This window comes from Streptococcus bouchesdurhonensis (genome assembly GCF_948472335.1).
Genome location: NZ_CAOKTW010000006.1, coordinates 197,799 through 216,157 on the forward strand (window position 1 = coordinate 197,799; position 18,359 = coordinate 216,157).

Annotated in this window: 22 protein-coding genes and 1 pseudogene; all 23 read right to left on the reverse strand. The window is 37.4% G+C overall.

Annotation, left to right across the window (positions count from 1 at the left end; genetic code table 11):
• Positions 1-76: 76 nt before the first annotated feature.
• Entirely contained in the window at positions 77-3,802 is a 3,726-nt protein-coding gene (locus QMQ21_RS11485) for a phosphoribosylformylglycinamidine synthase (protein ID WP_023935460.1), read from the reverse strand.
• A gap of 55 nt (positions 3,803-3,857) precedes the next feature.
• Positions 3,858-4,001: a phosphoribosylaminoimidazolesuccinocarboxamide synthase gene (locus QMQ21_RS19340; RefSeq protein WP_079211609.1), complete on the reverse strand. Its 144-nt coding sequence runs from the start codon at positions 3,999-4,001 to the stop codon at positions 3,858-3,860.
• Between the two features lies 1 nt (position 4,002).
• Positions 4,003-4,710, reverse strand: coding sequence for a phosphoribosylaminoimidazolesuccinocarboxamide synthase (gene purC, locus QMQ21_RS11495; protein WP_000043297.1), 708 nt, complete (start codon positions 4,708-4,710; stop codon positions 4,003-4,005).
• A 169-nt stretch (positions 4,711-4,879) separates the two neighbouring features.
• Positions 4,880-6,229, reverse strand: a complete 1,350-nt coding sequence (comB, locus tag QMQ21_RS11500) for a competence pheromone export protein ComB (RefSeq protein WP_023935462.1) — start codon at positions 6,227-6,229, stop codon at positions 4,880-4,882.
• Between the two features lie 12 nt (positions 6,230-6,241).
• A complete protein-coding gene (gene comA, locus QMQ21_RS11505) occupies positions 6,242-8,395 on the reverse strand; it encodes a peptide cleavage/export ABC transporter ComA (RefSeq protein WP_023935464.1) in 2,154 nt (717 codons plus the stop codon).
• 382 nt (positions 8,396-8,777) lie between these two features.
• Complete coding sequence (locus QMQ21_RS11510; protein WP_000671988.1) at positions 8,778-9,269, reverse strand: hypothetical protein; 492 nt, start codon at positions 9,267-9,269, stop codon at positions 8,778-8,780.
• Positions 9,250-9,846, reverse strand: coding sequence for an ATP-binding cassette domain-containing protein (locus QMQ21_RS11515; RefSeq protein WP_000687786.1), 597 nt, complete (start codon positions 9,844-9,846; stop codon positions 9,250-9,252). Before QMQ21_RS11515 ends, QMQ21_RS11510 begins: the two co-directional genes overlap by 20 nt.
• Positions 9,843-10,325 carry a stage II sporulation protein M gene (locus QMQ21_RS11520; protein ID WP_001232096.1) on the reverse strand — a complete coding sequence of 161 codons (483 nt, stop codon included), beginning with the start codon at positions 10,323-10,325 and terminating at the stop codon, positions 9,843-9,845. The genes QMQ21_RS11515 and QMQ21_RS11520 overlap by 4 nt, the downstream gene beginning before the upstream one ends.
• Positions 10,322-11,458 carry a hypothetical protein gene (locus tag QMQ21_RS19345; RefSeq protein ID WP_345774407.1) on the reverse strand — a complete coding sequence of 379 codons (1,137 nt, stop codon included), beginning with the start codon at positions 11,456-11,458 and terminating at the stop codon, positions 10,322-10,324. Before QMQ21_RS19345 ends, QMQ21_RS11520 begins: the two co-directional genes overlap by 4 nt.
• A 6-nt stretch (positions 11,459-11,464) precedes the next feature.
• Entirely contained in the window at positions 11,465-11,761 is a 297-nt protein-coding gene (locus tag QMQ21_RS11525; RefSeq protein ID WP_000837726.1) for an uberolysin/carnocyclin family circular bacteriocin, read from the reverse strand.
• A 540-nt stretch (positions 11,762-12,301) separates the two neighbouring features.
• Positions 12,302-13,194: pseudogene (locus tag QMQ21_RS11535) on the reverse strand (helix-turn-helix domain-containing protein).
• A 20-nt stretch (positions 13,195-13,214) separates the two neighbouring features.
• The gene (locus QMQ21_RS11540) at positions 13,215-13,409 is read right to left on the reverse strand and encodes a hypothetical protein (protein WP_023935469.1); all 195 of its coding nucleotides are present in this window, start codon (positions 13,407-13,409) and stop codon (positions 13,215-13,217) included.
• A gap of 469 nt (positions 13,410-13,878) precedes the next feature.
• Positions 13,879-14,109, reverse strand: coding sequence for a hypothetical protein (locus tag QMQ21_RS11545; protein ID WP_261814473.1), 231 nt, complete (start codon positions 14,107-14,109; stop codon positions 13,879-13,881).
• A 78-nt stretch (positions 14,110-14,187) separates the two neighbouring features.
• A complete protein-coding gene (locus tag QMQ21_RS11550) occupies positions 14,188-14,367 on the reverse strand; it encodes a hypothetical protein (protein ID WP_000846989.1) in 180 nt (59 codons plus the stop codon).
• 80 nt (positions 14,368-14,447) lie between these two features.
• Positions 14,448-14,663, reverse strand: coding sequence for a bacteriocin immunity protein (locus tag QMQ21_RS11555; protein WP_078374288.1), 216 nt, complete (start codon positions 14,661-14,663; stop codon positions 14,448-14,450).
• 3 nt (positions 14,664-14,666) lie between these two features.
• Entirely contained in the window at positions 14,667-14,834 is a 168-nt protein-coding gene (locus QMQ21_RS11560; RefSeq protein WP_001047582.1) for a class IIb bacteriocin, lactobin A/cerein 7B family, read from the reverse strand.
• Between the two features lie 8 nt (positions 14,835-14,842).
• Positions 14,843-15,043 (reverse strand): hypothetical protein, encoded by a 201-nt coding sequence (locus QMQ21_RS11565; protein WP_000478865.1) that lies wholly within the window; start codon positions 15,041-15,043, stop codon positions 14,843-14,845.
• 27 nt (positions 15,044-15,070) lie between these two features.
• Complete coding sequence (locus tag QMQ21_RS11570; RefSeq protein WP_000180815.1) at positions 15,071-15,265, reverse strand: class IIb bacteriocin, lactobin A/cerein 7B family; 195 nt, start codon at positions 15,263-15,265, stop codon at positions 15,071-15,073.
• Between the two features lie 34 nt (positions 15,266-15,299).
• Positions 15,300-15,455 (reverse strand): hypothetical protein, encoded by a 156-nt coding sequence (locus QMQ21_RS11575; RefSeq protein ID WP_001004584.1) that lies wholly within the window; start codon positions 15,453-15,455, stop codon positions 15,300-15,302.
• Between the two features lie 11 nt (positions 15,456-15,466).
• The gene (locus QMQ21_RS11580; RefSeq protein ID WP_000658224.1) at positions 15,467-15,595 is read right to left on the reverse strand and encodes a smi_0059.1 family bacteriocin-like peptide; all 129 of its coding nucleotides are present in this window, start codon (positions 15,593-15,595) and stop codon (positions 15,467-15,469) included.
• Between the two features lie 369 nt (positions 15,596-15,964).
• Positions 15,965-16,591, reverse strand: a complete 627-nt coding sequence (locus tag QMQ21_RS11585) for a DUF6287 domain-containing protein (RefSeq protein WP_261814474.1) — start codon at positions 16,589-16,591, stop codon at positions 15,965-15,967.
• Between the two features lie 54 nt (positions 16,592-16,645).
• A complete protein-coding gene (locus tag QMQ21_RS11590) occupies positions 16,646-16,882 on the reverse strand; it encodes a hypothetical protein (protein ID WP_261814475.1) in 237 nt (78 codons plus the stop codon).
• A gap of 29 nt (positions 16,883-16,911) precedes the next feature.
• Positions 16,912-18,315, reverse strand: a complete 1,404-nt coding sequence (locus QMQ21_RS11595) for an N-acetylmuramoyl-L-alanine amidase family protein (RefSeq protein WP_023935471.1) — start codon at positions 18,313-18,315, stop codon at positions 16,912-16,914.
• Between the last annotated feature and the right edge of the window lie 44 nt (positions 18,316-18,359).

Sequence of the window (18,359 nt, forward strand, 5' to 3'; positions counted from 1 at the left end):
TCATTTGTAATCATCAAGAGCTAGATTTACATGACTTTTACATTACTGATACCATCTATTAGAAAATCTGTAAGTCTTATTTTCCAGTGAAATGTTTAACCGCTGATGCGAACAGGTGTTGGTCTTTATTGCCTGGGATATTTTGGAAAAGACCATCCTCATAACGTTCTGAGTGGCCCATCTTACCGATGATTTGACCATTCTTGCTGGTAATTCCTTCGATGGCATGGACAGAACCATTCGGATTGTACTTAGAATCCATACTTGGTTTACCGTTAAAGTCAACGTATTGGCTGAAAATTTGTCCATTGTCACGGAGCTCTGCAAATTCCTCAGCCGTCACGACAAACTTCCCTTCACCGTGCGAAACAGGAATAGCGTGGATATCGCCCACTTGCACACCAGCCAACCATGTCGAGTTGCTATTGGCAATACGAGTTTCCACCATCTTGGCCACGTGTTGGTTGGCATCATTGTAGAAGAGGGTTGGACTAGTACTGTTAGCATCTTCAAAGTTTCCGTATGGTAGGAGACCCGATTTGACTAAGGCTTGGAATCCATTACAAATACCGATAATCAAGCCACCACGGGCGATAAAGCTATCAATAGCCACACGCACTTTTTCATTAAGCAGGATATTGACGATAAACTTAGCTGAACCATCTGGTTCATCCGCAGCCGAGAATCCACCGGCAAAGAAGAGAATGTTAGCCTTACCGATGTTGTCAACCATGGTTTCAACTGACTTGACAATGGCTTCTTCATTGAGTGTCACGAATGGCACCAAGTTAACCTCTGCGCCTTCTTTTTCAAATGCCTTGGCTGAGTCATATTCTGAGTTGGTTCCCGGGAATACTGGGATATAGACCACCGGTTTTTCAACCTTTTCTTTTGCTTTAATCACAACATCTGATACCACAGCTGGTACTTCAGCCAGTTCTTTGGCTTGAGCAAATTCTGTTGGGTAAACTTCTTCCAATTTGCCTTGGAAGGCACTGTCAAGTTTGTGTCCATCTAGCTTCACACCGTTGACAGTCAGTGTAAAGGCTGCTTTCGTTTGTCCAATCTTCTCTACTCCAGCAATTTCTTCAGGAGATGTGAAGACAAATCCGCCCAATTGTGCTGTCAAAGAACTTTCAAGTTCAGGCAAGATTACCTCTGCACCGATATGATTTCCAAAAGTAGCAAGAGCCAAACTTTCAACTACACCACCGTATTTGACAGCTGATGCAGACGTCACTTTATGGTCAGCTTGGCTTGCTTCAAACTGAGCAAAATTTTTCTTAATCAAGTCAAAATCAATCTCTGCAGAGAGGGCTTGACCTGGGATGTAGTAGATATTTTCCCCAACATCTTTAAATTCTGGAGAGAGCACCTTACGGCTATCTGCCGTCGTCACCCCAAATGCAACCAAGGTTGGCGGAACGGTCAATTCTTCAAAGGTACCAGACATGGAGTCCTTCCCACCGATAGATGGCAAGCCAAGTTGAATCTGAGCTTCAATAGAGCCTAGAAGGGCGGCTACTGGCTGACCAAAACGCTCTGCTTGCTTGTCCATCCGCTCGAAATATTCTTGGTAAGAGAAACGAGCCTTAGACCATTTGGCACCAGCAGCCACCAAACGAGCAGTTGCTTCGATAACCGCATAAGCAGCACCGTGGTATGGAGACCATTCAGCTACATATGGGTTGAAACCTTGAGCAATGACCGACGCAGTATGAGTCACACCGTGTTGAACTGGCAATTTCTGCACAGATGCCTCAGTTGGTGTAAGTTGGTAACGACCACCAAGTGGGTGATTAACCGTTGAGCGTCCAACAGAGCAGTCAAAGACAGTCTGTAATCCTTTTTGACTTGCATGGTTGAGGTCAGATAGAACCGTAAGGGTATCTGATTCCAGTGTGTCAGCGCTTGTTGTGCGTTCTTCTGGGAGTTTGACATCCTTATCTACAACCTTTGCATCAACGACCACGCGCACACCATTGGTATCAAGGAAACGGCGTTCCAAGTCGACAATGGTTTCACCATTCCAGTGCATGACAAGATTTGGTTTTTCCGTCACTGTCGCCACCACAACAGCGTCAATATTTTCTTTGTTACATTCAGCAACGAAGGCATCTACATCCTCAGGACGAACCACGACTGCCATCCGTTCTTGAGATTCAGAGATGGCAATTTCGGTACCATTCAATCCTTGGTATTTAAGAGGCACCTTATTAAGGTCGATTTCAAGACCGTCTGCCAATTCACCGATAGCTACACAGACACCACCAGCACCAAAGTCATTAGACTTCTTGATAAGACGAGTGACATCGCCATTACGGAACAGACGTTGAATCTTGCGTTCTTCGATGGCATTCCCTTTTTGAACCTCAGCACCAGCAGTCTCTACAGACTCAACCGTTTGAACTTTAGAAGAACCTGTCGCACCACCGACACCGTCACGTCCAGTCTTACCACCGAGGAGGATAATGACATCGCCCGCTTCCGGTTTTTCACGGACAACATTGCCCTTGGGAGCCGCACCAACAACGGCACCAAGTTCCATACGTTTAGCAACGAAACCTGGGTGGAAATATTCACGAACGTAGGTTGTTGCAAGCCCAATCTGGTTACCGTATGAAGAATAACCATGAGCCGCTGTTTTAGAAATGACTTGTTGTGGCAGTTTCCCAGCGCGAGTTTCTGAAATCGGTGCTGTAATATCACCAGCACCTGAGATCCGCATGGCTTGGTAAACATATGAGCGACCTGACAATGGGTCACGAATGGCTCCACCGATACAGGTAGCAGCCCCACCAAATGGCTCAATTTCCGTTGGGTGGTTGTGAGTTTCATTCTTGAACATTAGGAGCCATGGTTCTTTCACACCATCAACGTCCACTTCGATTTCTACTGAGCAAGCATTGATTTCATCTGACACTTCCATGTCGTCCAAACGTCCATTGGCACGCTCATAACGACCGAAAATAGTTGCCATATCCATCAAGGTTTGCGGTTTTTCCGTACGTCCCAACTCATCACGCATAGCGATATATTTGTCATAGGTTGACTGCAATTGCTTTTGGAATTTAGAAGCTGAGAAATCAATCTGTTTCAACTCTGTCTCAAAAGTCGTGTGACGGCAGTGGTCAGACCAGTAAGTATCCAAAACCTTGAGTTCTGTTTCCGTCGGCACGCGCCCGATTGACTTAAAGTAGTCTTGGATAAAGAGCAAATCATCCACTTCCATGGCCATCCCTTGCTCGGCCTTGTAGCGAGCAAAGTCTTCTGCCCTATAGCTTTCAAAGAAAGTCAATTTAGGAATGGTCTTGTCTGACTCAGAAAATTCCTGCTTGGCAATCCCTGTCGTGATGTCCTTGAAACGAGAATCAACTGGGTTGAGCAAGTAGTTCTTGACCGCTTCCAACTCAGTCGCATCAATATCCTTATTGACCAAATACAATTGTGCTGTATTGACCGTTACATCACTCGAACTTCCCAGCAAAAGCAAGGCTTCTTGCGAAGAAGCTGCACGCTGGTCAAACTGCCCTGGCAGGCTTTCAATGGCAAAGAAAGCATAATTAGCAAGATCCGCCTGCACAGATACTTCATCTAAAACATGGTCGGTCACCTGCTCAGAGAAGATGTGCTTCTCTGCAGGTGCAAACAAGTCCTCCGCCAAATCAAAGACATCATAGACTTGCACAATACGAATACTTTTCAAGCTTGAAAGTCCCAAGTTATGCTGGAGTTCTCTCACCAAACTCTCTGACTTGACCTGAAAATCAGCCTTTTTTTCAACAAAAATACGTTTATCCATCAATCCTTATTCCTTTATTTCAGCTCTTGCAATGTTCCCAACGACCTTGAGGTTGTTATTTCAATTCCTGCAACTTTTCCCAAACAATCTCATAAACGTCTGTTAGCTCTCCTAATCCCCTACGGAGTGAAAAGGTCTGGGGGACCTTTTCAGCCTGAGTCCTTTTAGTTGAGAGACGAAGGTTTTCCGTTGCAAACAGATTATTTCAAACCTTGCAACTTCTCCCAGACAACTTCGTAAACGTCGGTTAGTTCTCCCAATCCTCTACGGAAAACATCCTTATCCATGTGGTTGCCATCCGCATCCCACAAGCGGCAGTTATCTGGTGAAAATTCATCTGATAAGATAATCTTGCCATCCTTGTCAAAACCGAACTCTAGCTTAAAGTCAATCAACTTAAGTCCAATCTCAGCAAACCAGACCTTCAAAAGTTCATTGATACGACGAGTTTCTTCCTTCAAGTAGGCGATTTGCTGGTCATCCGCAATCTGTAGGAATTTCACATGTTCGTCATTGATAAACGGGTCATCCAAATCATCATTTTTATAGTAAAATTCGACAATCGGAGTCTCAAATGCGATTCCTTCGTCTACACCAAAACGTTTTGAAAAGGAACCAGCCGTGTAGTTTCGGAGCACGACTTCCAAAGGAATAATCTTAACCTTTTTATTGAGTTGCTCCGTGTCTGAAAGCTTCTCCACAAAGTGAGTCGCTACACCAGCTGCATTTAACTTCTCAAAAATAAAAGATGAAATCTGATTATTCAAGACTCCCTTACCTGCAATCTGCTCCTTCTTGACACCATTGAAAGCAGTCGCCTGGTCCTTGTAAGTTGAAATAATAAGATTTTCATCCTCTGTTGTATAGATATCTTTAGCTTTTCCCGAATAGATCAATTGTTTTGACATTTTAAAGTTCGCCTTTCGTATTACTTGAGCACATTCTACCATAAAAAACCAAAAAATACAAGAATTTAACCGAATAAATAGCGTAGTGACGTCAAAAATCATAAAGAAAAAACTGCAAGAAACATCTTTCTCACAGTTTTAAAATCATTTAACTCTAAAAACACGAACATTACTCTTTGTTCAAAAATTGATCCAAATAATAACGCAGATAACTTTTCTTGCCCGTAATCATCTGCAGGCGACCTTCCACCCCATATCGAAGTTTTTCAGCCTGCTCCGAAGTTAGATTAGTCTCCGCCTCGATTTTAAAGAAATTCCCTTTCTCAGTCTTAGTAGCTGTCGCATCAATACTTGTAATAGTAGAATCTAGGAAAAATTGATTCTTGGCATCATGAGTCGTAGTATAGCGAACAGAATCACCGACCTTGATCCTTGCTACATCTTTCGAACTGAGATAAGCTGTAAGTTTGGCTTTCCCTTCTTTTTCCAAGGACGGATAGAGTTGGGCTAGTAAGGCACCTTCTGCAACCATGCTAGAATCACTGGTCTCAGGATTGAGATGAAGTACCCCATCCTCACTCGCCGTAATTTTCCCCTTGTCTAAAAGATTTCCCTGTACCTTCTTACCTGACTCTGCTTCCAAGATTTTCTGGTCTAGAAGGGTCAATTCCTGACCAACCTTTGCCAAGTGTTGGGATTTGAGAGACTCCAATTGACTGCTTAAACCAGACGCGTAGGCTTGCTGGGTACCTGAACCTGCATACTGAACACGGTAAGTAGCAAGACTAGATTCTAACTGAGAAAGCTGCGCTTCAACCTGCGCAACAGCCTGAGCCTTAGCTTGCGGATTTTCCTCGCCCTGAGACTTGTAGGACTGGTAGAGAGAGTAGGCTAGATTCTGACTGGCCAAGGAAGCACCTGTTTCCATAGCTGACTTAGCTGTCTGGTAATCGCGAATTTTAGCCTCTGTTTGACTGATGAGATTCCCGATTTCAGCTTGGGTTTGACTAGTTGCTGCATTCTGGGACGCGATGGTCTCGTTTTGTTGCGATGTACTAGCCCTAAGACTGCCTGCTTGACTGATGTAGTCGCGAAAGGTGGCTTGGTAGCCAAACTTATCCTCCTCTGGAAAGTGGTTCTCCCCTTCTTGCAGGCTCTTTTGCAAATACTCCAATTGCTTTTTTTGATCCTTAAGCATATCCAACTGACTAGCATAGGCCTCTGCTTGGATACCCTCCGCCCCTTCCTGATATTGAACCAACAGTTCTCCCTTTTTAACCAGCTTATTTTCTTCCAAATGATTGACAAGAATGCGATTGTTGCTAGTTGACTGGATATTTGCAAGGATACGACTAGGTTCGACAGTAGCCCTAGTAGACAAGCTCATCTCCTTCTCTGCAAATGTTGCAAATCCAAGCAAAAACACGAGCAGAAGGGACATAGGTACAATCACCCGACTGGAAAAATTATGGTAACGACGATTATAAAACTCCGCACTTTCTAAAAATTCTGCTTTCATCCTCTCCTCTTTCTAGCTATTTACCAAATGGGCATAAAAGCCACCCTGTGCAAGCAAATCATCATGCTTTCCTTCTTCGACAATCTTGCCCTGATCCAAAACAACCACCTTCTCTGTCCGCTCAGCAATGGTCAAGCGGTGAGCAATGAAAATCAAGGTCTTGTTCAAAGCCATGAGATTATCAACAATTCGCTTCTCTGTCAAAATATCCAAACTGCTAGTCGCCTCATCCAAAATCAAGACCGGTGCATCTGTCAAGAGAGCACGCGCCAGAGCGATTCTCTGCCGTTGACCACCTGAAATCCCTGCCCCATCCGAAGTCAACTCTGTCTGGTAATTCAGTGGCATCCGCTCAATGTCCTCCCGAATCTCTGCCAATTCAACCGCCCGTAAGATGTCTTCCTGTGTCGTCCCCTCCTTGGCTCCCAAAAGAAGATTGTCCAAAATCGTTCCGTTAAAGACATAGGGCTGTTGAGGCAGATAGTTAATGTACTGGCGCAGGGCTTTTTTATCAATCTGATTGAGATTGACACCACCCAGACTAATCTCTCCCTGACTTGGGTCGTAAAAATTAACCATCATCTTGGCCAATGTCGTCTTACCTGACCCTGAAATCCCCACAAAAGCCACCTTAGAGCCTTGAGGAATGGTCAAATTGATATCCGACAAGACATCTCGACCATAGCCATACTTATAGTAAACCTGCTTGAAAGTCATCTCTCCCTTCATCAAGCTCAAATCCTCAACTGTTTTCTTCTCCTCAAACTCCGAAGCTACCAGATACACTTCATTTAAACGGTTATTGGCAACCTGCGCTGTCTGAAGCTTGGTTTGCAGATTGATGATATTTTCCAAAGGATTGGTAAAGTAAACAAGCAAGGTATTATAGGTAATCAACTGCCCCAAACTCATCTTGCCATCCATGACCAGAACAGCCCCCATCCAGAGAATGCCGACATTGAGCAAGAGATGGGCAACTTTTTTCAGAGCCTTTTGCTGACTCTCTGCCCGACTATAGGTAAAGGATTTCTTCAGATAATCCACAAATTCCTTGTCAATCTTTTGGTAACGCTGACTTTCACTGGTCAAAGACTTGATAGTCTCAATACCGTTGATGTCCTCAATGATAGAAGAAGACAGAACCGCATTGGCTTCCATGGTGTCCCGATTCATCTTTTCAAACGGCTTCATAAAGGCAAAGATAATCACTGTGTAGATAGGCAGCGCCAATAAGGTCATGAAAAAGAGATTGGTATTTTGTGAAAATAAAACAAGGGAAATAATGACAACCGTTGACACATCTAGGAAAATCGAAAGGATGGTCGAAGCCAGCGCATCAATAATACTATTGGCATCTGTAAAACGAGACACGATTTCCCCTGTTCTGCGTGTCGCAAAGAAGGACATGGGCAAGTGAAAAACATGCTTGATATAGGACAAAATCACATCAATCGACAAGCGTTGCCCCAAAACAAGTAAGAGATACTCCTGAGCGTAAGACAAAATCTGCTGGAGAATATAGACGATAACCAGCCCAATAGAAATAATCCCAAGCGTCGAACGCATCTGATCTGGCACATAGGTATCAATGATAGACTGCAGATAATAAGAACCCACAATGTTAATCAAGGTTACCAAGAGTGTTGCCAAAACGATATTGGCAATCAAGCCACGCTGCTTCACTAATATAGGGATAAAAGAGAGCAGACCATTCTTTTGTTCCTTATGAGGCTTGTAGTCTGGACTAGGTGCCATAAAAAGAGTCACTCCTGTCCATTCTTCCGCAAAACGCTCACGTGGCAGTTTGGTCAATTTCACCCCAGGATCTGGATCGGCAATATGAATGCTATCCTTATCCTGCCCAGTCACCACATAGTAGTGGAGCAATTTTCCTTCCTTAAGAACATGGGCAACAAAAGGAAAAGTCAAATCTGGCAAGTCAAAGAGCGTCATATCCGCCTTAATTGCTCGCGTCTCAAAACCAATTTCCTCTGCCACCTTGACCAAGCCCAAAGCCGTCGTCCCATCCATAGTCGTCTTAGCCAATTCTCGCAAGTGAGCCAAAGAATAATAACTACCATAGTAGCCAAAAACCATAGCTAATGAAGCTACACCGCAGTCCATCTGATCCACCTGCGGACGATAGTGACGTTTCCCAAATTTCATCTTCATCTCCTTTTTCCTAATACTCAATGAAAATCAAAGAGCAAACTAGGAAACTAGCCGCAGGCTGCTCAAAACACTGTTTTGAGGTTGTAGATAGGACTGACGAAGTCAGTCACATATATACGGCAAGGCGACGTTGACGTGGTTTGAATTTGATTTTCGAAGAGTATAAACTCATCTGATAACAACTATCTTACCCCAATCCTCAAACAAAAACTGGACTTCCTCCCCAAATGCGCCTATCTCCCTCCCAACTGCACTTTTTGGATAAAGAAAATAGGCAGAACAAACGTTCTACCTAGAAAATATAAAGAATTCCAAGTTAATAAAACCGAAATGATTTCGTGTCATTATTAAGTAAAGAAAAGAAATTTTAGTATTTCTAAAAACTATTTATAATAGACACTATAGCATTAAATAAAAATGGTACAGAAAATACTACTGTCAATCTTAAATTTTTAAATCTCGCATAATTTGTTATCCCAATTAGTAATACTGTCAATATGCTGAAATAAGCAAACTTTATATCCGATGGATTAAATAAGTAACAAAGTAAAATGCTAAAACTTAAGGTTATATTTTTAGATAAAAGAATATCTCCAAAGTTCCTCTTATCCTTATCAAAAAATAATGTAATCAGAAAGAGAGAAAATCCATATTCAATAAGAGTTGCTATAAATGTGAAAACAACAGAAATCACTGTCAATATTGTTTCTATTTTAATTGTAAAAAGATTAGATAGTTCAGATAATTTATCAATTTGTTCATCTAAAATTCCCGACTTCATCAGTAAATCAATAAACAAATATAAAAGAAAAAGATAAATAATCAGATTCATTAATTTGTATAAACTATTATTTGTTTGAAATTTCATAAACCCGTCCTTCCTCTATTAAAATCCTTTGAGATTTGCTAATCAATTCTTGATTCAATAAATTATGAGATACATATATAATAGTAGAGCTTTCTTTCATGGAAATTAAACGTTTAGCAATCATATCAATACTTCTTGCATCCACTGTTGATAAGGTCTCATCAATAAAAATATAATCCCAATTTTTAGCAAAAATTAAGGATAAGCCTAATTTGAATTTTGTTCCAGTAGATGCTGTCATATAGTTATCTCCGATTTTATTATCAAAAAAAGTATTAATTTGTTCTTTATCCTCAAATGATAGATGGATTTGAAAAGAATCACACAACAACTGCAAATTTTCTTCTATAGTAAATGGAATAACCCCAAGCTGATTGGTATCAAGGTATAGTACATCTTTGGAGACACAATTCTTTAAACCACTATCAAAAGTCTCTAGCCCAGCTAAAAGTTGTAGAAGGGTGCTCTTTCCTGAACCATTCTCTCCTTCAACTCTGTAAATTCCCTTATCAATCTCTAGTGATATATTTTTCAGTATACATTTATCATAACTTTTAGATTCATTTTCAATTTTCATAATTTAATTCCCTCTATCAACGCTGCTAAAATTAATAAAATATAAGAAATGATATACCATTTTAAATTACTTTTTATATAAATAAGTATATTTTCAATTCCCCTATCCTTCAATAATCGGTATAAAAGATACTGACTCATACCTTGATACCAAATAAAATTCGGTATTTCAATAAGACCATGAGGTAATATTCCTTTTATTGTAGCTACTATTCCAATCATCTGACCAGATATACCCAATTGTATTCCTAAAGATAGCAAATCAAAAAGTTGCAATAAGGGCGAAATCGGAAAACAGAATAGATATAGCAAAAAATTTGTAGAATTTGCCTGTAAAACTGTCAATGTAAATTGTAATTCCAGTTTCGGAGGTATAGTAGCAAAAGTCTCACTTTTTAATATAAAGCTTAAAAGTAAACCTAGTGAAAAACAGACCGTACAAAATAACACATAGTAAATCAGAAAACCACTTTTTCTCATCTAATGCCCCCTACTAAAGTTACAAATAATATCAGAAAACAATATAAAACCAGAAAACTCCATCTCAATAAACTAACTGTACCTTTAATTAAAAATAGAGCTTTCTTATAATAGACATAGGCTATAAAATAATTGAATGGAATCAATAACAAATTCAACAAAATACTTTTTATATCATTACTATAACTTGTCACTCTAATCAAACATAACAACAATGAAAATTGTAAGAAAGAGATTAAATGCGTCAACATCATTAGTTGTGCATTCTTAAAAAAGAAATTCATTTTAGAATGATTAAGAGCAGATAATTGAAGTAAAGCTAGATCTACCCCAATTGAGGATTTATGATTCCCTATTATTGCCTCCATTAATGTGATATATATTGAGGTATAAAGAAACAATATTGGTATTTTTGTACCATCAATTGATAACATCGTCATCATATACCAAAATAGATAGGAAAGAAGAATACTAATCAAAATAAAAGAAAAAGTTAACCCTTTATTTAACCAACAAAAACGAAGCAATATAAATAGACTGCTACGAAATCTTTTTTGGCTCATTCGACTGCTTTTAAAATAGAAATTACTCGCGTGATTATCTAATATCCCCATAACTAAAATAAAATAATTGAGTAGTATGACATAAATTACAACTTGTCCTTGTTCTATAGACAATAGTCCTATAGATAAAAATAAGAACAATTTACTTATAATTGAAAACAAACTAGGTAGAATTAAAGAAATAATTTGAATAACTATCAAACAAAGAGTAATGTATAAATAAAAATATCCAATAATATCTAGAAAATACAAAATAAATAAATAAATGAATGATTGTAAAATTTGGAAAGAATAATATTTCTTGACAATGGCAAGAAGATAGAGAAAAATATAGTTTTTCCTTATATAGAAAGTATTTATTTTTTTACTTTGGATAGGCAGTTTCATATTATAACGATTCAAAGTAGCGTAATCTACTACCAAAAAAAGTAAAAATAATTTCCCTTGAAAAGGAAGATAGCTTTTAAAATAGATTGACAAACTTATGATAACAAAAAACAAAAGGGTTATCACAATAAAATTAAGATAACCTAAAATACTTTCACATTCTTTTTTAGAAAGTATTTTCATCTAGTTCTACCATAGAGCTGCTTTAGCAGCACCCTTCTTTTTCAATATATAAAGAACTGTTGCTGCAATACCCGAACCAATAGAACCTACTCCTGTGATTGCACCTACAATTGAAATTACTGCTGTAACTGTACTATAAGCACTAATCAAATTGACTACAGTAGCAGCAGCTTTTGTCGAAATTCCTAATGTCCCAGCCAACATAGGAAAAGAAACAACACCTAAGCTTAACCAACTAATGACTGCTAACATTGCTGAAACAATGAGAAATTTATTATGAAATTCCATTCTTTTAGATTTCATTTTAGTGTACTCCTTTTGTATATTATGTATGTTTTATTGAGAGTTAATTCGCACATGTTGTATTCCTAACTCTCTTCAAATGTTCGTCTATATTTTATACTACTTTTATTAACATATCTATAATAAATAAATTACTACTACATTTTCCTAGATTATCAAATTACTTTTATATCACTAAGACTCAATAAAAGATAATGTCTATTTAACTTTTATACGATTACTACCTCCTTTTTAGTTTACACTTCTACATCATAAATAAACATACTCAACCCTCACAATCTCCAAATCACTCTTTTATATCATTGAAAATTGAGTTTCATCCTCTATACTAATGTAGGAAACCTATTAAAACATTCCTTTAATCCAATATAAGAATACTTTATTCCATTAATCTCTACCTGATATTATAGATAGAACCAAACTCTTATACTTAAAGGGACAAATAACGTTCCAACCATAATAAACCTCCTTTCTTTTTGAGAGCGTTTTCTTTATAGGTTTAGTATAACAAAAACATGAAAAAACAACATGACTTAGAAGTCAGGTTGTTGGGAAATCTATTTGTTTTTCTTCTAAGATTCTCTGAACTAATATCTGATCATCTAGCAATTCTGCTAGAGAAATTGCCTTTTCATAGAAACTTTCTGCCTCTAAAATATTCTTGTCTACAAATAAAGCATATTTTGCCTTTAGCAAAAATAGATGAGGTCGGTAAAAAACATGTCTTGTTTTAGCAATAATTTTCTCAAATGTTTGAAATATATCAGACTATCTTCTGTCTGAATTTGGATAAATAGGCTCAGAAGAACTTTTTCCATCTGAGCTAGGCTAGCCTTATCTTCATATTCTGAACATAGCAATACTTTTTGAGCTAACTCCTCAAAATGTTCTTTATCTTCTAATCCCATAGCACAACAAAAGAAATACAATTCAATAATCAACAAATCATTTACAGAAAAATATTTCTTTTTTAATAACTGCTGGAAATATTCTTCCACTAACCCTAAACCGTAGGTCACATCTGAACTACCATAAATATCAAAACGAGCTTGTGTCACATCCACAATTAACTGCTCTTCCTCAGGCAAATTCTCATAATAGTTTTCATATATTTCCTCAAGTATAGCTTCTTTTCGTTCGATTCTTCCCTTATCAGCGTAGGTTTGAGAATGAATCAGCTCATCTTTGAGTTTTAGGAATCCTTTTGGAATCTCTATAACCTTAACATCCACAATATTCTGTAATGATACTCCAAGTTTATCCGCAATCAATAATAATTTAGGAAGTGTTGCTAAAGCTTGCCCATTTTCAATACGTGCTAGCTGACGAATCGTCAACTCTGATTCATCACCACAAATATCTATCTGAGTTTTTCCACAAGATCGCCTAATAGTTTTGATTTTATAACCAATTTCACGTTTCAACTCATCCATAGTAATACTCCTTAAGTTGATTACAAAGATTTCTTTTTCTTCCTAATTCTTTTGTCAATCATGTACAAAACGATAATCGAAAACAGCGGTGGTACAATATAACTCTTTTCACTCATTGTCAGCTGAAATCCCAGAGTTGCTAGTATCTTAAAGATGAAAATATTCATCAAAAATAGAAAAACAAATACTAAAAAATATTTTAAAATCTTATTCATTTTTTCTTCAACTCTCCTAATTTCTATAACTATTTTATCAAAAATACATGTAATACTCAAGGAAAATCAAAAAGCAAACTAGGAAGCTAGCCGCAAGCTGTACTTGAGTACGGTAAGGCGACGCTGACGTGGTTTGAATTTGATTTTCGAAGAGTATAAAACTCCAAATAAACACCTCAACTACACTTTTTTGGCAAAAAATAGGCAGAACAAACGTCCTACCTACTAAAAATATGCTATTGAAAGGAAAATGATTTTTTTCTGATACCCTAGGCAAGCTTGGGACAAATAAATCATTGATAGTAACCTTTACGACATCCTATTTAAAGTTACTTCAATTTTTAATGTCTCTGCTATTTCTAAGCCACCTCTGGTATGATCTATTCATAGTCAGAATAGATAACACAGTTCTAAATTACGATTCATAGTTACTCCTTTTTTTGATTCGTTACTATAAGACACCTATTCCCTATAGAACGTCTACTACCTCAAATTTATCCATTCTTTTTTCTTTACTTCTGTATAAAAGAATGAAGACCATCATAAATAATGCAATCGTTGGTATATTGAAACTATCAAACCAAGTAGGTAAAGATACTTTATTCATATCAGCTACTAATCTGATGATGATATAAGACATCGAACTAAGTAATACCATAATTTCAGGCCAAACTTTCAGTATTGATTTAACAAATTTCATATTAAACTCCAATGTGATGCATTCTTAGATTCTACCATAACCACTTTCAGCGCAGACTAACAAGTCATTCTTAGCTGATCACTCTACTTGCTTTTTATTGGCCTTATATCCTAGATAAAAGAGTCCAAATAAAATAGGGTAAATTTCTGGATAAAATAGGGTATTGATTGGATTTTTCAACATCAAATACGTTGCGATGTAGATTATGAGTGATACGATAAAATACCCTTCAGCAAAACCTAATAAAAATGTTTTCATAAGAAACTCCTATTTGCCTGACAAGAATGGCGGAAAAACGCTACCATTCATATACATAAAATCCTTTTGATTCATGTTCTTCATTTATAGTTTTGATTATTTTTTGACAAATCTTTGCGAAAAATACCAAAATATGCTGCGAAAAGCAAACCAACCAAAGTCCATTGCCAATTAAAGGATACTAACGAACCTGTACGAATCACATGAAGCGCGACATTAAGAGTTATTCCCAACAAAGGACATATCGTGGCTAGTTTAGGTAACAATGTATTGAGATTAAGGTTGCGACTGTTCATTATCTAACGCCCACGACGAGCAAAATCTGAACCAAATTTGTAACCAGCATTAAAAATTTGTACAGCAGCATTCAGTACTCCTGCAATCCCAACTGCTTCCGCAAGACCAAAACCACCTTTTGTTCCCACTAATTCATCGTCAGATAATTGATAAAATTGTTCTAAGTTCATATTCGTCATTACTCCTTTGTATTATATTTTATTGCTATGTAAATGATTAAAATGAGTATTGGATAAGTAAATACTTCTGAAATATCCATAAAATTTATACTATACTGTCCAGATAATATTTTATAATCAATTAAAATTTGAACGATAGTAAAAATAATACGTAGCGATAACAATACCCCTAATAATATCACTTCTTTTTTTAAAAACATAGAAATGCCTCTCTGACTACAATCAGATTATGGTCTATTCGCATAATACCCCAAAGCTGCTCCTCCAGCAAAAAGCGCTGCTGCTCCACCTGCTACTGCTGCACCTATCTTCCAGATAGACACTCCGGCGATTACAAGAGGCAATGCTCCCCCATCCACATCCATCAACTCTTCTTCTGTAAGAGCTACAAAGTTCTGTTCCATTTTGTCAAAATTTGTCATCTTTTTTCTCCTCTTGTTCTATTTTTTCTAAATCTTATCTTCTAAAAAATGGGGTTCCAATAAATATACCGCGTAACAATAGACCTGTAATTAGACCCCGTTGATAACTTTCCTTGCTACCACCCACCAGCAAAGCTAAGTCGCTCTCCTTTAATACTTCAATAGTATACTTATCATTCATTTCATTCATCTCTTATCCTCCTAAAAACCAAAACCTCTACGAAATCCAATGTACCAATCTGCAAGGGTCTTCACCCAACTTTCTCCACCTTGAATATCGGTCAATTCTTCCGAAGTTAGCTCAACAAATCCGTAATAATGTTCTTTCATTATTTTATTCCTTTCTTTTTCTTCTCACTTATCTATTCGAAAAAAATTTCAAAAATGTACAACTAAATTAAATTTTATTTAAAAAATAATTTAATGAACCATGAATAGAAAATTGGCAGATACATAAAGCAAACTCCTTTCTTTTTCCTCTTACTTATCTATTCGAAAAGGAAGTCAAAAAAATAAGAATATCAGAAAATTTTCCGACATTCTTATTGATAAATTTGTAAGTCTATTAAAACTATTCTACCTTGTAAAAAAATCCCTCGGTACTACCATTGATAAGTTGGTGTCCAAACCATAAGCGGTCTTGTGTAATATCAGACGAGTCAGTATAGCCATTATCTGAAGAAGAGGTGACAGACATGGTTATAGGGATCCTGCTGGTAAAAAGGCAATAGCTGCACCAGCACCTCCATCTTTAGAAACAGAACTTGCCTTGAGATAGTGGTCAATTTCCTTAGCATGTTCAATTGAAATCTTGGAATGATCACTTACTAAACCATTTTTGTCAAAGGTGAATTCAATACCTGTACGATTCCTCCAAGTGCCTGCGACACTAGAAAAATCTCCATTTTGAATTGCAGTAATATCCATCCCTTTACTTTCTGACGGAAGGCTTGTTTCTCCATTTATGAGACTTGTGACAGATTTCCAAAAGAAAGATCTTATGTCAAGGGAAGGTGGTTTTGTCCCCAGTCCCTCTTCTGTATCTGATTCAATGACTAGTTCTAACAGTGTTCCATCCTGATTCAACTTGTATAGTTTAAGTTGGATTTGATTAGTAGATACTCGGGTAGATAATTGAAAATAACCATTTTCTAAAGGATTAAAATGTACTCGCTCTCCAATAAAGTCCAGATTGTTTTCTGCATTGGTCAGTCGAATAACTTCACCATTTTTAAGAGTTCGAATATCTAATAAATCGTAATAGTTAGAATCCATTTTTAGGGCAATCAAAAGTTCGTCCGTACCGTCTTGGTCTAAATCATACAAGCTATACTGTAATCCAGAATATTCTTTAGGATAAGTGTTTTTTAAGTTTGCTTTTTAATTGATCTCTGTATGTGAAGTTGACGAACCATCTAATACTTTGGCATATTCTTTAAGAACAGGATTATATAGGGTGTAATCAGGTTTCTTCTCTTCCGATGTAGAAAAAGTTGAACTAGTACTTGAAGCAATTGCTTCAGAACTTGTTGCAGAAGTGTTTTCACTCTGATGTTGGCAAGCCGTTAAAATAGAGATAGCTAATATACTAATACTGAATAGAAATAATTTTTTCATATGTTTAATCTTACAATTTGAAATTGTTTTTATACCCACTCACCGTTGTAATTGACACGATAACCGTCAGGTGTAGTTGTATTGATTGCGAGTGCACCAGAGCTATAGGCATAGTACCATTTGCCAGATACTTTCATCCAGCCTGTTTTCATAGCTCCTGAATCTTGAAGGTAGTACCAGCTACCGTTATCTTTGACCCAACCTGTCTTCATCGCACCTGAGCCGTCGAGATAGTACCACGTGCCGTTGTCTTTTACCCAGCCAGTTTGCATCCAACCAGAGTTATCAAAACGATACCAAACACCATTGATTTTTTCCCAGTCATTAGTTGTATAAGTGCCATCTTCGTGTTTATACCACCAGCGACCATTCGAATACATCCAAGTAGATTTAGACTGATGGGTCGTCATGGTTGTATCCGTGTTAGAATAGTTTCCAGATGACGAACTTGTAGAAGTTGACGAGCTAGATGAATTCGAACCTGATTGAGTAGTCGTGTTAATATTTGAATTTCTCGAAGGATTTCCGATAGTCACCTCTTTTCTAACTTTAAAGACACGTTTTCTTGTATCAGTTAAGTGATCATAAGGTGAACCAGCTTCCCCAGACATCTCCAAGATATATGTTCCAGCAGGAAACTGTTTTGAAACAAAAATATCACCTTTAAATTTATTGCTATAAATTAAGGGGAGTAGAAATTGGTCACTAACGTCTTTAGTTAAACCACTAAAAATTACCGCATTATGACTTTGATATACAACTTTTCCACTATCCTTATCAATTAAAGTAATATTTCCTTTGGCGGCTTTATCTCCCCCGTGTTGTAGTGGCTCTGAAATTTTTCCTTCGAAGCTAAGTCCAAAATAATCAATTTCAACCTTTGTAATTGTTGCTTCTATTTGTTTTTCAGTACTCGTATTCGAGATAGTATTTGCTTGATTATTTGATAAGACTTCTAGTTTGGTTACATAAGTGTAAAAAGGACCACCTTTTCCCAGATTTTCTCTGACATCAGCAGTTAACTTATAGCGAGTACCATTTAGCTCAAACTTCATGGTATAGATACCATAGTCTGTTGCTTTAAAGACAATTGTTTTACCGTTGAATGTGGCGATACCATTGGATTCAAAACTTGCAAATTGCTTAGAAAATTCTTGTCTATAAGCTTTGTCTACATAATCAACCGTTATAAATTCACTATTACCTTTAGAAAATGCTCCGAGTTGTGCTTTTCTTTTTTCTACAAGCGTCACATCTGTTGCGACTAAATCTGTATCACGATACCCAGGAGCAGGTTCTTCAACATAAGCATTAGCTGCAGGAGACCAGAACTTGACCATCGGGACGCCACTTGCTGCATTGACACTTGAAATTGTAGCTCCTGTTGCTAGGAGTGATAAAACTGCTGTAGTCGTTAAAACGATTTTTTTCATAATTTTTGTATTCCTTTTCTTTTTATCTATTTTTTATAATCTTA